The 17,167-nt window shown below is 44.5% G+C and carries 8 protein-coding genes; all 8 read right to left on the bottom strand.

What is annotated here, in order from left to right:
• A partial coding sequence (locus tag NC238_13710; protein MCM1566963.1) for an SNF2-related protein occupies window positions 1-2,109 on the bottom strand: 2,109 nt, incomplete at its 3' end.
• A 290-nt stretch (window positions 2,110-2,399) separates the two neighbouring features.
• The gene (locus tag NC238_13705) at window positions 2,400-5,267 is read right to left on the bottom strand and encodes a site-specific DNA-methyltransferase (GenBank protein MCM1566962.1); all 2,868 of its coding nucleotides are present in this window, start codon (window positions 5,265-5,267) and stop codon (window positions 2,400-2,402) included.
• 2 nt (window positions 5,268-5,269) lie between these two features.
• The gene (locus tag NC238_13700; GenBank protein ID MCM1566961.1) at window positions 5,270-9,019 is read right to left on the bottom strand and encodes a DUF6079 family protein; all 3,750 of its coding nucleotides are present in this window, start codon (window positions 9,017-9,019) and stop codon (window positions 5,270-5,272) included.
• 486 nt (window positions 9,020-9,505) lie between these two features.
• Window positions 9,506-11,290, bottom strand: coding sequence for a TnsD family transposase (locus NC238_13695; GenBank protein MCM1566960.1), 1,785 nt, complete (start codon window positions 11,288-11,290; stop codon window positions 9,506-9,508).
• Between the two features lie 4 nt (window positions 11,291-11,294).
• Window positions 11,295-12,845: an ATP-binding protein gene (locus tag NC238_13690; protein MCM1566959.1), complete on the bottom strand. Its 1,551-nt coding sequence runs from the start codon at window positions 12,843-12,845 to the stop codon at window positions 11,295-11,297.
• On the bottom strand, window positions 12,832-15,036 hold the full coding sequence (locus NC238_13685; GenBank protein MCM1566958.1) for a Mu transposase C-terminal domain-containing protein: 2,205 nt from the start codon (window positions 15,034-15,036) through the stop codon (window positions 12,832-12,834). The genes NC238_13690 and NC238_13685 overlap by 14 nt, the downstream gene beginning before the upstream one ends.
• Window positions 15,033-15,866, bottom strand: coding sequence for a TnsA endonuclease N-terminal domain-containing protein (locus tag NC238_13680; GenBank protein ID MCM1566957.1), 834 nt, complete (start codon window positions 15,864-15,866; stop codon window positions 15,033-15,035). Before NC238_13680 ends, NC238_13685 begins: the two co-directional genes overlap by 4 nt.
• A 168-nt stretch (window positions 15,867-16,034) precedes the next feature.
• The coding region (gene glmS, locus NC238_13675) for a glutamine--fructose-6-phosphate transaminase (isomerizing) (GenBank protein MCM1566956.1) at window positions 16,035-17,167 on the bottom strand (1,133 nt) is incomplete at its 5' end.

Raw genomic sequence — 17,167 nt, 5'->3', positions numbered from 1 at the left:
TCGTTCACGGTTCTTTCCTTCTTCGGCCAGTAAAGCATAGAATATCTGTTTACCCTCGCTTTCCGCCATCTGCCGTAAAGCATCCGGTGGAGATACAATAGCATCTCCGAGTTCATCGATTCCCATCCCGGAACCCAATGCGTCCCATATTAGCCTACCCGCGGTGGGGAAACTACGCCCATCATCCGAAATGCAGACGGAGAAAAACCTCTGCCATTGCCAGTCTCCTCCAGAGAATCCCACCTGCCACAACGAAAACCACCCTGTTAGAGAAAATCCCATATTCTTAATGTGCCAGCGAGGACTAGGAGTTCCCTCCGCATAATCCGCACGCAAAGCTTTCATTCGCCTTAGCAGTAAATCGGATAATGAAGTTTGTTCTATATCGTCAGCGTTATCCCAAAGCCAGCCTATGGGTCTTTTCGGTGGACGGTCTATAGTTTCGACCGCCTCATCGTAAATCTTCCGATTTTCCACAGCTTCACGAGCCTGTTTACGGATTTCAGCCAGTAGGCGTTCGGATTCAAACTCAAATCGATCCGGGTGGATCAATGCTGTACGAGCCAAATCTTCAAAACGGGAGCCAGCTTCGTGCGAATCCAAAACATCGCCGGTTTTATCGACACCGAATTCACGAAGTATTATTGCCAACTTTTCCATCCAGACATCGTAAAGTCTAGCTTCTACACTGTTTTCCAAGGCAAGATTAAATGCACGTACTGGATTAGTCTGTCCAATGCGATCAATTCGACCGATCCTTTGTTCCACACGCATTGGGTTCCATGGTAGATCATAATTAAAGACAATATGCGCAAACTGCAAATTAAGTCCTTCACCGCCAGCATCGGTCGCGATTAATACCTGTGCATTATCAGCAAACGACCGCTGAACCGCTTGCCTTTCAGGCAAACCCATACCCCCATTGAGAATTGTCACTTCATAACCACGTGCCCGCAGAAAATCGACCAGCATATCCTGAGTGGCCCTAAACTCGGTGAAGACCAAAAATTTGACTCCAGCGTTATTTTCTTCGCGAGCCAGGTTAAGCATATAAGTGTAAAGCGCTGAGGCACGGACATCCGGCCGGGACGCTTCCGTGCGTGCAGCAAGCTCCAACAGGCGTCTGACATCTTCCGCCTCCTGGCGGTTCAGCTCCGGTGCTATAAGTGCCAGTTGCTCCATTTCTTCCATATTAGTAATATCCGATTCAATCTCGATTGGTTGACTTACGTTTTCTTTTTGGTCGGTTAGTCGCCTCAATCGTTTTTCAAGGAACTGTCTCACTGCCCTAGTAGAGCTACTCATCAACCGCTGGATTAAGATTAGCAGTAGCTGATTTCTATTACGTCTCCATGCTCGATTATAGCCGGAAACCACATATTCGGATACCTCCTGGAATAGTTCCGCCTGTAAAGTATCATCCTGACCGAATGGAATCTTAAGTAGCGTAGTTGAACGCGGCATGAACAATGGACGTCCGGTTTCGTCTGTTGCGGACCGTTTATCCGTCCGGATCAAGTAGGAACGAACTATGCTTTTGGTAATTGTTCCAGTGTATTCCGGTGGCATAAGCAGACGTATAAGTCTTTGGAATGCGTCACTACGGCCGCTGTGCGGCGTCGCAGATAACAGGAGCATATGCGGGACTGTTTTTGCTAAAGCTTTTGCAAGCTCGTACCGAGCAACGTCGTCTTTTGCGCCAGCTATGCGATGGCATTCATCGATAATTACCAAATCCCAGCCGGCTGCTACCAACGCTTCGAATCTTTCGCGGTTACGCTTAAGAATCATTTTTTTGTCGGTATTGTAATTGGTATTTTTCGGCTTGACGCTATCAAAGGAAACGACGACACGGTCCAATTGACGCCAGGGATTGTTGAGTAGCCAATCCATCGACTCCCATCTCGGTGGTGCAACAATTTCGAATTTCTCACCAAACCGGGTATCCATCTCTGCCACCCATTGTATTAATAAACTTTTCGGTGTGAGAATGAGTATCCGTTTGACCTCATCTTGCCAGATCAACTGTTTCAACACAAGACCAGCCTCTATAGTCTTGCCGAGTCCGACCTCGTCCGCGAGTAAAATTCGGATGGGATATCGTTCCATAGACCGCCGCAATGTTCGGAATTGATGAGGTAGAGCTAATACACGGCTAAGAAGTGGAGAGATATAACTTTGCTCTTGGAAGGATCTCCATATATGTGACGTCACCAGCAACTCGCGTAAAGTTCTAACCCGTTCGGGAGGCTCAGGCAAAAGCTCGTCAGTAGCGACAGTCAGGCGTTGTCCCGTATCCTCGGACCATACGATCGCCACTGGACGATCAAATATGTGCCCTATTGACTTGACGTGGACCCATCCGCGGGTTCGTACACACCATAATTGTCGCAAAAACATTATACCTCCCACAGAAAAATCTGCGTGTTTTTTACCGTTTGCTGAGGCACTCGGTCACGCGCAATCTCATAAAACTGTTTGATGTCAGGGCTTTCTTGCAAAACCGATGCCGGTAGACGTTCACAGACTGCTACAATAACACTATATTGCTTTGTCTCCCAGCATTCACGAAATCCTTCAAGCACCGCCTCTCGGCGAAAAACTTTCATTTTGCTCTTGCCTTTGGCGTAGTCTTCGAAAATTTTTAGCAGAGTCTTACGCCGTATTGCATCCATATCCTTCGCTCTATTAGGATCCGGCACCCTCCAGCGTTCGTCGGAATCACGGACAAAGTATTCCTTAAGTAGTTTGATCAACTCCACGCGTTCTTCCATTTTATCCCATTCAGCCACCATAGCTTGCATGAATTTCGGTGTCAGTTCTCCCAGAGTCTGTGGCTTAGCCTCAAGCTCGGTCCGAACCCACTGTACCGCACTACGTTCGTTTCTGATAAACAAGGGTATTTGTTCAACTTCGGTTCTGACGCGTACAACATCGTAACGAACGGCTTGGTCCGGCAGAAAATACATATCGTCCCGGCATACGAACTGCTCATCAAGTAATTGATAAAACTCAGATGATGATAGGGGAATACGTACGTTACGAACGAGATGGTATGCTACCATCCGTTCGAAGAGTACATCCCGGGTTCGCTCTGCAATACTTTCTATACAACCATCAGCCGTAAGCGGAACGACTGGCAAGATTGAAAGATAATGAACCAAAAACTCGAAAACTCCTTCGGGCCTTCCTTTTAATGACTCAAAGAGTTTAACAAAATCTGAATGTGGTTTATAAGCAGATATTACTAAATCATGGTTGGCCGCACCCTTGCTGGTCCTTTGGGTGTGGGTTTTATTCTTTTTATCTAAAGTCCGAACCTCACTAATTATAAATCCTGCTATTAATAACGACTTTTGAATCGCGTCCCATATACTATTCTTCGTATTGTGGAATTCAACAGTCATCCATCTGCCAGGCTTAAGAATCTGAAATAAGCGTTGCATACAATCTGTAATCAATATTTCATATTGTTTTAGGCCTTTCTTTTGAGTCTTATTTATAATGGCTTCATTTTTGGAATTCGTAAAAACCTGCAAAAAGGATTCGAAAATAAAATTAAGCTCTGAATACATAAGATTATATCCGAAAGGAGGATCTATAAATATGTAGTCTATAGAATTATCCGGAATGCTACTTAGGGAAGTTGTACTTTCTGTTGAAATAATTGATACACTACTAGTCTTTGCTTTAGACAAAAGCTTCAAAGTTTTATTAATTAATCGAATTCTTTCCCGAAACAATTGTATTACTGAAAATTCAACTTGATTCGAGGGAACATATAAAGTTCCTCTACGGTGACCTGCCGTTGCACCACCGTCCCTTTTTTTAACCCCACCAATTCGTGATATTGCAATCTGGTGCTGCCGCGATGCACGATTTAAAATACTCAGAATTACAAATAGTGATTTGCGGTTTGACTTATGCATCAAGGCTGATAGAACTAATTGATTTCGCTTCGTGAAATAATGATGAACATGAGTCATACCAATTTCATCATTTCTGCGAGCCTCATCACCTTCAGGCATGCGTAGAAAAGGAAACCAATATGGATTTTCTATTTTCTCAATTTTTTCAATCAACAACAAATCAAATGTATCAGGACGTTTTTCGAAACGCTTATTTCCAATAGCATAGTTGATTAGCACTGGTGCTTGTTTTGCGTGACGAACATGGCAAGAAAGATATCGATCATAAGAAGTAGTGTAAGCTCGCTCCGCAGGAGATGCTTTTTTTGAGGATGTATACCTTTTATATTCTTTATCTAGTGAATCTGAAAGCACTGCTCCTTTTGATAATTGAGAATTACATGACGGGCAAGAAAACAATTCAAGCACTTTACCGTTCTGTTTATCAATTGCTACATCCCAGTAAATAAGTTCTTTAGAACAATTAGGGCAGACGAACACGTCCGACCAGACTATATATTGCACTGTTCCGAGAACCACACCCTCTGGAACCGGACCTCCATTGAGGACGACCGCTTTTAAATCAGTTTCAGATATTCCTCTGGGAGCTGTGTGGATTGTACGATACATCCAGCCATATTCTGTTTCAACTTCGTCCAATATACGAAAGACTTCCCGTTCAAAAACAAGAGGATTGGCCGGATGGTTGTAGTTTTGGGCAATAAACGTCGCCGCTGGCGACAAATCATTCAACAAAACCTTCCGCGAGCCAAGATGGGAGAAAGGCGTCCAAGTCTTTTTTCCCGCATTATCTAATGTAGTGTGCAGGATGGTACCATCTGTATCTACTCTGTATCCTAGTGATTCAACCGTCTCCTTGTCACCACACAACGAGGCGGCCACCCCGGTCATCCCAGTGCCGCAGAATCCGTCGAACACCACATCACCGGGATTAGTATAGTGAAGGATGTATCTCATAATAGCCTTGTGAGGAACTTTCGTGTGATACGATTGTGCGTTATAAATTGGATTATTTTTTCCCTCACTCACATCGGCGGCGAAGGGTTCGCGTAAATAATTATCTGTCTGGGAATTATAAGGCGTTGCGTGTTCTGCAAGCCACTCCGCAACGAATGGATTAGAGCATGCTGCATAGTCTGGTAGAGCACTCAAGTCCAGGAACGCTTCGTCGGCACCGAATGGAAAACCTTCAGTTTTACGGAAAACTGGGTCATGCAGGGCTTGTACAAATCGCTTGCGATAAACGTCTTTATTCGCCTGCTCTTCGACTGATACCTTTGTGACTTTCTTTTGCTGAATCTCTTCGATCCAAAGTTTCGTTTGCCTGTCTTTCGCCATTATTAATCCTCCAGAACGATTCGGACCGTTTCCGGTTTTTCTTGTCCGATCTGGCTTTCTAGCCATTTATCGAAACGTTTACGTACTTCTTCAGGTCGGAGTGGTGCTCCACCAAGCACAGATTCGGCGAAATTCTTACTACTAACAGTGCGTCGTCGCAGCCCCCTTAATACTGTGTTGATCGCGTTGATAAAGATGTCGTCGACGGTGTCTGGCAGTCTTTTTGCGGCACGAAAGTCGGATATGCGCTGAACCTCCTCTCCATATACAAGCAACAGGCTGTTCTGCACAGCGGGGTCCTCAAGTTCGCGAAGTAGTTGAGCCGTCCATTCATTTTCGAGATTCACGGCTTGAGCCTCGCAGCATGTCAGACGTTCCAGCGCAGGAATATCCGAAATTAATATTCTTGGATCGAATTTGGTCGTTGGGCATAAGCCGGTTGGGCTGGATAATAGTTCTTCGTCAGTGCAGGCATGATGACGACCTAGAACAGCCAGATCCTGACGCAGACTATCTAGTCCGGCCCGGTTGATCACGGATATGTTAACTAGCTTGTTAAGCCGTTTTAGTTGTGGTCCTTCGAGTAGACGCCTTTTCCTCTGGTCCCCGTTTGTATCCAGAGAGTGCTGCTTGTGCAGATGGCGATATAGTGCAAACGCCTTGTTAGTCGAGTTGCGAATTGACAATGTAAGCTGATCTTTTTCGTTTTGATCCTTTAGGCGATCGGGCTGACAATAAACATCGTTCAGTTGCATTTCCATGTTCATCAAAGTTGAAACAAACGTTTCATCGCTTGCATGGATTTGTTTATAACGTTCAATCGCTGAAAGGTATGGTCTTTGCTCTGTGATGAAGTCATTAAGCTGTTCAGCAGTTGTCAGGTCTTCTGTCGCTTGGCGAAGAGTTGCGATCTCATTATCATCAAGGCGAAGATTAACCATTTTTGCACGTGAATTAAAAGACTGTAGCGGCTCGAATTTATTCTTACTGTCCTCGAGTCTGGCTGTAAAATTCGTGATGGATTGCCTTGCAGGTTCGCTGGCAAGCTGCAAAGTTTGCGGCAATTTGGCTGATAATTCAACTAGTCGCGGAATAATTTCGGTTAGGCGTGTCTGAAACACTTGTATGGCTTCAGCATAACTAGCAGGATTGGCTAGTAGACCAACATTACAGCCCAGAACCTTAAACAGCTTATGCCATGTTTGGATCGGTACGCTTGCCGGACGCGCTATCCGGATAATATCCTGCCAGGTCCGTATATTCTGGTAGAACATCTTCAACACGGTCGCGTCATATTTTTGGTTGTTAGGACCGATAACCACCAAAAATCCCGCCTCAATACCTGCCGCAATTGTAACATGCACCCATTCAGCCTCAAGACAGGTGCCAACAAGCCAGATACGTTCCTCGCGTTTTTCAAAAAGGTCACTCTGGTTAAGGACTTGGCCGGGCGGTAATCCCTCCAACCGCTCCATAATTAACTTGAGCCAAGGGGATTTTTCCGCAGTAAGAAGGTCACCATCCATTAAAGCCAAAGCACGCAGGACGCTTTTGCCTTGTGCTGTCTTCTGACCGACTCCGCAGATGATTTCTATTGCAGAAATCGCGGCAGCGCTTCTTGTATTTTCATAAATCCGCTCGGTAAATATCGGGTAGTCCGGGTATTTGTTTTCAAAATGTGCTCGTAATAACCCCTGAGTCAGCGCGTCGATCTGGCTACGTAACGGGGCATTAAGGCGAGCTGGTGCCTGCTCGGTGATCCATTGTTCAAGCGTCCGTTTTTGGCCATTAAAGCGAAGACTTATCCACTGCCCGACATGCGAATGGAATTCCTCTACAATGCGTTCCAGTTTTCGCTTGGCTTCCTGCTCGTAACCCTGTCTGTCCAAACCGGCGGAGTTACTTTGTAGTTCGCGTGCTGCTGCATAATAGGCAAGTTTGTCAAGGTAAGTGTCCTGAGCATCATCTGACAATCGCAAAGCCTCATCACGGTCTATTTTCGCTGCCGGGAAGTCTTCAAGGAAGCAATATACTTCGTCAACGTTATCAGGGCAGTTATCTTCACGTCCCGTGATGCGTTTGGACGGGATGAAGAAGATATAAAAGTCGCGAGGAGGATAAGCTGTGGAACGTTGGTTAGGAAACCCAAAGAATAGCCATCCGGGACGTTCCACATTGTTATCAGGCCACAACAGAGCGTAGTCCCATAATCGGCCTTCCTGTACGGGCGCTACAGCGTCAAGCAACAGCGTACGTAACACAATTTCGTTTAAATAACGTTGCAACACTTCACGAGATAGCGTTTTGGAATAATTTCGGATGTCCTGCTCATAGTCCTTGTCGCGGGACGGATCAATGTAGTACTGGCCGGAATTTTCTGCCACAGCCAAAAACTGGCCGTTATTAACAGAACGTGTAAGTTCTAGAAGCCTTTTGGCGGCACCAGTCAAAAATTCAGCATCGTCTATTGGGATGGATGTACGCCATAAGAGATTGTTTTTTAATTCGATAGAAGTAAGTCCCACGGGATCGGTTGGATTAGCGGTAGTCATCCTGTTGACCGCCAGCGCGTTTATGAGGCGGACGGCTGCCTTTTTGTCCTCTTTTAGGCCGAAGCCATCCTCAATGCGGTGACAGATCGTCGCAACATGCTTTTTAAGGGTTTTGACCGTTTGGTTCGTGTTGAGGCTTTCGTCGTTTTCGACATATGGCCAGTATTTATCAGTCGTGATCAAAATAAGGTTGGCAGGATCAACCTCGGTATCCAATAAAACGCGGGCCTCCCTTGTTAGAGTGGTAAGAATCTCACGGCGTTCAACAACGTGAACCCTCTGAAACTCATCAATGAAGTTCGGGTGTGCTGGAAATACGGATATAAAACGTTCGATGTCCGGTGCAACCTTTTCGAACAGCCGGAATTGTGACTTTAGTAGGTCGCGGATTTGGTCCCGTTGTTGTCCAGTCTTTCGGAACAAGTACTGTTCGGCTAGTTCGAACACATTCCGGTCGACGATTAGGAGGTCTTCGAACCGCTGCTTTACCCGATTTACACTCTTGGCAACGAAACTGAACCTCGGATTGTTAAAGAGAGCCTGCTGCAAACCAGCTATAAAAACAAAGCGCGATTCGTCGCAAAATTCGCCAATGGCACGCAAAACAGACAAATCCAATTGAAGTGCTTGATCATCACGTGTCTCAAGATAGTGGAGGAGTTCATCGATTACTAGTAGCAGACCCTTTGTCGGATGATAGTCTTCAAAAGCCTGCATAAAGCGTCGGAATTCCTCCTTGACATTTACTATTTGTCCCAACGGTTGCCACTCGAATGAGAACCCTAACTGCTTTGCTACCATAGACAATTCGTGCGTTACGATTCCATACAGGTTCATCTGGCTTCCGCCTATTTCCGTACGGCGCACTATGTATTTGCCTGCTATTGCAACGAACTCATTCCGAATATCGGGGTCCATGACGTGGTCTAATAACCCAGCGTTTTCAGCCAAAATTGATACGAAGCTCATCACATGGCTTTTGCCAGTGCCATAATTGCCCACCACGAAAATGCCTTTTTTTTCATGATCTTTAGAAAAAGTCAATTGAGGCAGAATTACATCAATGAAACTTTTAGCAAGGGAAGGCGTAACCACGAACGATGATACCAAGCGTTTCGCTTCCGATTGTTCGTCAGCATGCGTAAGTTTGATAATCGTTTCAATGGGATTTAACTGAAATAAATCACCGTATTTAATCATAGCCCCTCCTATTTATAAAAATTTATTAGTTTGGGCAAAGGCTGTGCCTATAATTTGTAAAATAAAAGAGCTCTCCTATTAATTTGGAATTGATGTTTTCACTATATAAGGTTTATATAGTGCTTGTAAGCTGCAGTCGTTTTACTCATAGTTGCTATTTTCGACTTTAAATCCGTAAAATCCTGCGTCAACAATAACCTACTATCATCATGCCCTAAGCTATAACACACCTATGGGCTGCGTATTAAGTATTTCTAATCATTTGTATCACGAATGGGGAGTTACAGTAAAATATTATTTAGGTGACAACATGTCCTATTTTAAATAAAATAAATACACTACACAGAATATCACTTCTGGTAAGTTGAATTAAAAAATGAGCAATAAAAAGAACCCTAGCTAGGGAATCAGGAATAGCATAAAATAACTTATAACTGGGTAGTTGACTATTGAATGGGAAAATAAACAATTATAGCGCTTTTTCGGTTATCCGTCATCGAATAACACCGTCCCCACGTCTTCCCTTATGTTTTTAATATTTTCTTCTATCCTGGCCACAACTCTGTTTGAAACAGTTTTTCTCAGACCAGCTATCCGCATAACTTCCCATCTTTCAAATATACCCTTTTCGTCATACAACTTACGGCATACAGAATCAACCCTTCGAAGCTGGAAATCCTCAACACTCTCAACAACATTCTCAATATACTGCTTTGTCATCGGCAGCTTATCCATATAAAAACGAAGTGATGAATATCCGATTTCCTTCATTAGCCGTGAGGAACTGATACGGACCGGTTCCGGCATAAACAGCAAGCGTGAACACGCCATTTTCGCTCTTTCAAGTATTTCAACATCCCGCACACTCCAGTCAACTTTTAGTGTCCCTCCAGGTAGTTGCTTAACCTTTTCAGGCAATATTGAGTAAAGCAATTCAGGCTGGTGTTTATAAAGCCTCATATATTGGCGATACAGATGCTTTCGCACTTCATTCCTTGTACAACCCTGATTTTCTTTTACATATTTACGTATATCATCGGCATCGACACTATAGTCTACTCCTGCTTGCTTACCTTTCGGCATATAGACTTTCATGCTTGAATTCAAAAGGTGCGAAACTCCAAGAGCCTGTGCATGTTTTATAACCGTCTTTGGATCGCAATTCATTTCACGCGCTATCCCTCTGAGACTGCCGCCTGACTTTATAACTTCAACAAGGCGTTTTCCCCAATCCATATCATATACTTTGCATTTTCTCTTGGCATCGGCCTCTCGGCTACTAGCTGCATCCTCTGATTTTGTCATTTGCCTGTTTATGGAGCAGAAAAGGCCCTCTACACTTCCACACAGGAAAAGCGCTATCAGGATATACCTCACTGGATGAATGGACTTGCCGGGACGCCTAACTGCTTCACATGGCCATGCATAGTCCTTGTTTGGCTCAAACCTACATTCCAGCATATCAAGAAAATTTTCACCATAAAAGTTATGCAAGTCATTACAAAAATCTCTCTGCCTGACATGTCCTTTTCTCGTAAGATATCCTTTGCTATCCAGCCACGCCGTAATGTTCCCGTGTACCTTGGCATTGTCAAACTCTGAAAAATCAACACGATCAATAATGTATCTTGCCGCCTTTGCAACATCATGTAGTTTGAGCGCTAAATGCTTGTCATCTTTATTTTTATACTGGTTCTCTGGATTGTCATCTAATTTATCCAAACCGACATTCTTTAAATCAAACCTAATAAACTGAATCCGGCTGACCTTATCTTTTGCCACCGAGTACTCCTTAAGGTTACAGCCATGCCTGTCACATACAAATACTCCCTCCAGTTGGTGAGGTCTGTGAAAATAAGCTTCCCCGTACCGTTTCATATCCTCAACCGCACATTGCGGACAATAATACAGCCCTGATTTTCTGCAGATGCCTCCTGCCGCCATACCGATAAGGGTAAAAAGTCCCTTTCCTTCGTTGCCATTAACCTCCTCCAACACCTGTTCTTTCCGCTTCTTATCCATAAGAGGCAGGTAATACGGCAGTATGGTATGCATCCTAATCCAGTATTCCGGCGTGTAAATCTCATTCACAAGTTGACTGGCTAAGTATTCAAGCCTGCATGGCACAGCTATACTCGGCAGCGCATTACGGTCGCCAAATACTTGTATCAAAGTCTCGCGCATGGAAACATTGCCGGAATAATAGTGATACCTCGCTACAGTACTGTATAATATTTCATCCTCGTAAGGATCTGTAAAAAAATCAAGCATTGGCTCAATCCACCAGCTCTCTCAACGGATCCTTGATATACCCCGCCTCTTTTAATACCATATAGGCATTTACTTTCATTTCTATTGCTTTACTGTGTAATTTACGCAAATCATCCTTTGTAAACGCTTTTAACCGTACAACTTTTTTATTTTTGCCTGTAACTATTTCAGTAAGTTCCGGCCCGGTCTGTGGTTGGCTCATTTTCTGCTGTGCCCGTTTATGAGCAGCAAGAGCCGTAATAACATCCTGCATTTCATTTTCTTGCGGCCTATTAAACATCAACTCGTCGATATTAACAACAAGATCCTCATATTTTGCAAGATCACGGATGTTATTATTTCTAAGAGCATTGAGCATCGGCTTGATCATGGCAAGCTCGTTGTTATAAACACCGTGCAGCAATCCTTCAGTGATACATTCTTCACGTTCTATCGCTCTCTTCTGCGCAATCATAAAGATAGATACTGCCACTGATGTTATACCCTGAGATAAATCATACATGGTATTATCAAGGCTGTCGGTTAGTTCTGTATATTCATTTAAATACTGGAACTTCCAAATCGTTTGAATAAACGCACTCCATTTTTTATCTCTTTTCATCCTATCCCACATAAGCACGCCTTCCGTACCGACACGGCGAGCCTGGCGAAAATCCCTGTTTAATATCTTCATAGCCTTATACGTGCCAATATAGAATACCGGCACACCTATTGTGTTAACCAATGTTACAAAGAAATTAAGCATTTCTTCTGAGTTAACTTTTGGCGCCAGCAAATGTTGAATCTCGTCAATAATGAAAATACCGATGCTATGCAGAGCAGCTACATAAGCCATGTGCACCATCATTAATGCTGTTGAATTTCTTGGATTGCCGTACTTCTGAAAGTAATTTGTAGTGCCAAGCACATTATCTACTGCTGAAAAGAAACTGCGGCAGAGTGTTTTCAGCGAGCCATCATACGGGCAGTCCATTTTCAACCATACAAGCTGTGTGCGTGTAAATGGTTCCCCGTTGTAACTGGAATGATAAATTACCTGTGGGTACATCAATAGAATTTTTTCTATAGCAGTAGTCTTGCCTATTCCTGACACTCCGATTACGCTGAAACTGGAAGCCGAAGTTCTGTTTGGCGCCTGCAATTTGGCCAGTCGAGCAATCTTTTCTTCATCTGGAAGCACTTTTACTTCATTGATTTCCTGCAACACATTTATAAACTCTTTATTTTTAACTGGGTTGCGTGCAGTATATCCCATTCTAAGCAACGATGATAGCCGGCGTTCAATATCTACAAATTCAACGGGCGGCAGATAAAATTCCTTGATTCGTTGAAGCATCTGATACCTGATTTCAGCAGGAACCTGGTCTATATGCTCAGGTACTTCCGGATACTTTATATGTTCTATGAGGACATCATTCTTGCTGAAGATCGGTGGAAGGGCCTCTATCAGCGGATTCCCATTATACTCTGTTAGGAACTGCTTATTGTATTCCGGTTTAGAAACCTTGTCTCCCACGAGTACATAATAATCCGATAGAATACTATTTTTTCCCACCAATCTTTTCATCCCCTTTACGTTTTAACAAATCGAGGATTTCATCTTCATAGTCACTTTGTGTTTTTTTCTTCTTCTCCTCTGAAAAAGCTACAATTTCATTCTTTTTAGTCTGTTGCCTGTTATCGTCCTTTTTCCCTGCCTGTTCTGCTCCCAATTCAAAGCTTTCTTCATCATGGCGTAAATCTCGCTCAACCGCCCTGTTACTTCGAATATTTCGCAGCCTTTCAGTCTTGCTCATGTTGCCCTGCTCACCGGTTTCTGCTCTCTTCTTGGCTTGACGAACGATTTTCTGTATTTCACTGTCAGTATCAATTTCACGCTGCGTCTTGCTTGCTTTTAGAGAAACCTTTTCTTCTTCAAGATATTTCTGCAGCATGACATAATCATCATAAGATATACTCCCAAATTTCTTGGAATTGGCCACAGGAAAGCATTTCGTATAGCCCCTGCCTGTATCATCTGGAATATAAATATTATCAAGCCGCCTCGGGTCATAGGCTACTTGTACAGATGTCCTTTGAGGATTAATAAACCATCCTTCCCTGATAGCCATGTCACAGCTATAGTAAATCCCATGAAATTTAATACCTTCACGCGTGATCGCCGCTTTTTCCCTCGGCATCAATGACAGTCTTACAAAATCACGATCACGAGCTACAAAACCACACCTGCGGTTTACAATACCCCATTGCCATATTTCAACAGGCACTGAACGGACATTGTCACTAATCTCAAGCATTGACTTGGAATACTGTTCCATTACGCTGGTATTGTGCCTTATTACCTCATGAATCATTACCTTTGTAAAGTCTTCTATGTTGAGTTGTGCATCCAACCTGTAGTCAGCCTCGCCACGCTCTTTGACCGCTTTTCTCACCGCTCCTGGTAAACGCCGTTTTATCCTTTCATTAGTGGTACGGAAATGTCGTTCCACTATACCCTTCAAATCACCCCTATAAGGCGGTGTATTTTCAATTGTGATGCCAAGATTTTTTATTATTGACTCAGGGCAAATGCCCTCAAATTCCCCCCGGTCGGCCAGTAACCTTTCCGGCAAAAGGCTCGACGGCCAATCTTCAGGTCTTATTTTAATATCATACTGCTTACAAAACTCCACCTTGTCTGCCACAACATTGTCGAATGCCATCATCGCTCCAACCCATGACGGTCCCTCAATACCAACATACATGCCTACTACCATTCGCGAAAACACATCTATAATCAAATACAATACAGGACGGCCGATAATGTATTTAGGGCTTACTTTACTGACCAGATATACATCGGCAATTGTGGCGTCAATCTGATATTTGAATCCCGGTCCGAAAGCCTCAGCGGTTGTATCGCCAAGTAGTTCACGATATTTCAGTGCAAATACACGCTCACCTTCCCGTTTTATAATATTATCTTTGGTATTTGTAAATTGTTTGAACCAATAATAAAACTGATGATAGGAAGGTATCCGATCTGATTCCCAGATGATAGGCTGTTTCTCTCCATTCTTGTAGCTTATATCTGAAAAATAGCGAGAAAGCATACGATTATACGTATCCTTTATTGTCGGTTTGCTTTTACTTAAATAAAACATATCTATAGACTCGCGAATCTTGTCCTTTACATCCTCAGTAATGTTTATACCAGGCATTTCTGCATCGTACTCAAACCGTTCCCTGGGACGCCCTCTCTTCTTCATTGTATCTGCCTTCTGTACGCCCCTTAACCCCCTTTTGTCAAAATCAGGCAGTAATGCATTGGGAACCATGCCTCTCTGCCAAAAACGGGACATTGTCCGCCTTACATCCATCGGATGAACATTAAAAATATTCGCCGCTTCTTCAAATAGTTTGGGGCGCTCCTTCTTTAGCAAAGCACGCTCTGTATTCTTTTCCCATACATATGAAGCAATTTGCCATTTGCGTTCACGTATCGCTCTATAGCTATCAGGAATTTCACTTTCATCAATAACACGGGCAAAAGGATCATCCCCGTCAGACATAAATCCGTTCTCAAATGCGGATTGAATATCTGAAATTTTGATCGGGTGCGGCATCGCCACATCTATGGCTAATGAAACATACTGGGCGAATCGACCATCTTGGCTGATCCAGATAATGCGTAGAAGTTCGTCTACCCCTTCTGAAGTGGCCTTTATTCTTCTAATCACTTTATTGACTATTATTCCATTCATAATGTGTCAACCCCAGTCTGTAGGGTCTCATGTTCAAAGGGTCTAATTATTTCAGGCTTGGCCAGCTCTAGGGGCTTGTTAATAATATCCACATCCAACTGTCGCGTAACGACAAGATGTTTGTATAACGCCAGTGAACTCCCTGCTTCAAGGCCATTTTTCTCATCAAATTTATAGCATATATTTCTTACAATAGCTGACTCACCGCAGAGTTCGTCTAATAGCTTTGATAAATACCCCTGTATTTGGCGGGCCGATATTCCTTCAAATAAGCCGCAGATTTTCAAATCATAATAATTGCGAATTGCTTTCATATTGTCAGCAAATGTGCGATTTACCTCGTATTCCGTAACGATACCCCAGTCAACACCTTGTTTTTCCCAGTACCTGCGCTCTATTTCCAGCTTTTCAATCCTTCGCGCAGAATCCAACTCTGAAGAACTCTTCATAGTCCGTGCCAGTAGTTGAGTTTGACCGTTTCCAGCGATAGTTATTAAGAAAGTCGTTATCATGACAACGTTTTCACCGGTAGAAGGGTCAGTCGGATGCTTAATGCCCAAATCGTCAGCGATAAAAATTGTTTCCTCAATGGGTAGGAGCGGGTATTGCTCTCTTATGTCTATTACGCTTGCTGAATACTCAAGCATGTGGAAGTAGCGGTTTTCAAGATCAGAAAAAAAAGTATACTGTCTTGGAACTTTTATACCAATTTCACGGTGCGATCTGCCAGCCGAAGGCACATCTTGAACAGATAGCCATGGCTTATAATCTACCCCAATGCCCTGTCCGCGGCCTTCCTTCAGCCACCTTTCAATTTTTCTTTTAGACATACCGCGCTGCCGCTTGGCCATAAAATATGGCACCCCCTGTCTATATTTCCATTGTATGACAGAAGGTGCCGGATGTAAATACATTTATTTTTTTAAATAAACATTTTTTATTTTAAAATTACGTTTTATTTTTTAAACCCACACATAATGCTTTATTTCGGTTAGTCGCTATTCCACTGTAACTGATTTCGCCAAATTTCTCGGCTTATCCACATCGCAGCCTCTTGCCACCGCGGTATGGTAGGCCAGCAGCTGTAGCGGGATCACCGTCAGAATCGGGGCCAGGAGCGGGTGGGTCTGTGGAATGTAGATGGTCTTGTCGGACACTTTCTCCACTTCCCTGAAGCCCTCCATGGCCAGGGCCAGTACCGAGGCGCCCCGGGCGTTGACCTCCTGGATGTTGCTGGCTGTTTTATCGTACAGGTCCTTCTGCGTGCACAGGGCCACCACCGGGACATTGTCTTCGATGAGGGCAAGGGTGCCGTGCTTTAGTTCCCCGGCCGCGTAGGCCTCGGCGTGGATGTAGGAAATTTCCTTCAGCTTGAGGGAGCCTTCCATGGCCACGGCATAGTCCAGGCCGCGCCCGATATAGAAAAGGTTTTTGGACGAGGAAATTTCCTCGGCAAAATCAATGATCTCCACTGAATTGTCCACAAGCAGCTGGGCCTTGGCCTCCAGCTGTTTCATCTCCGCCAGGATCTCGCCCAGTTCTCCCGGGGCAATGGTTCCGCGCACGGTGGCCAGGTGCAGGGCTATCAGGTACATGGACGCCAGCTGGGTGGTGTAGGCCTTGGTTGAAGCTACGGCGATCTCCGGTCCCGCCCAGGTATAGATCACGTCGTCGGCTTCCCGGGAAACGGAGCTGCCCACCACGTTGGTCACGGCAATGACATGGGCCCCCTGCCGCTTGGCTTCTCTCAGCGCGGCCAGTGTATCCGCGGTTTCACCGGACTGGCTGATAATGATCACCATTGTGCCCGGCTCAATAATCGGCTGGCGGTAGCGAAACTCCGAGGCGATATCGACTTCCACCGGCAGCCGGACCAGTTTTTCAATGACGTATTTGCCCACGAACCCGGCGTGATAGGCGGTGCCGCAGGCGGTAATAAATATTTTCTTGAGACCCCTGATTTCTTCCGGGGTGATTTTCACTTCGTCCAGGATCACCCTGGAGTTGTCGGCGGCTATACGCCCGCTGAAGGTGTCGCGCAGGGCCTTGGGCTGCTCGTGTATTTCCTTGAGCATGAAGTGATCGTACCCGCTCTTTTCAGCCTGCTCGGCTTCCCACTTGACTTCAAGCA

The sequence above is a fragment of the Dehalobacter sp. genome, assembly GCA_023667845.1.
Lineage (GTDB): Bacteria > Bacillota > Desulfitobacteriia > Desulfitobacteriales > Syntrophobotulaceae > Dehalobacter.
This window is presented reverse-complemented; position numbering and strand designations above follow the sequence as displayed.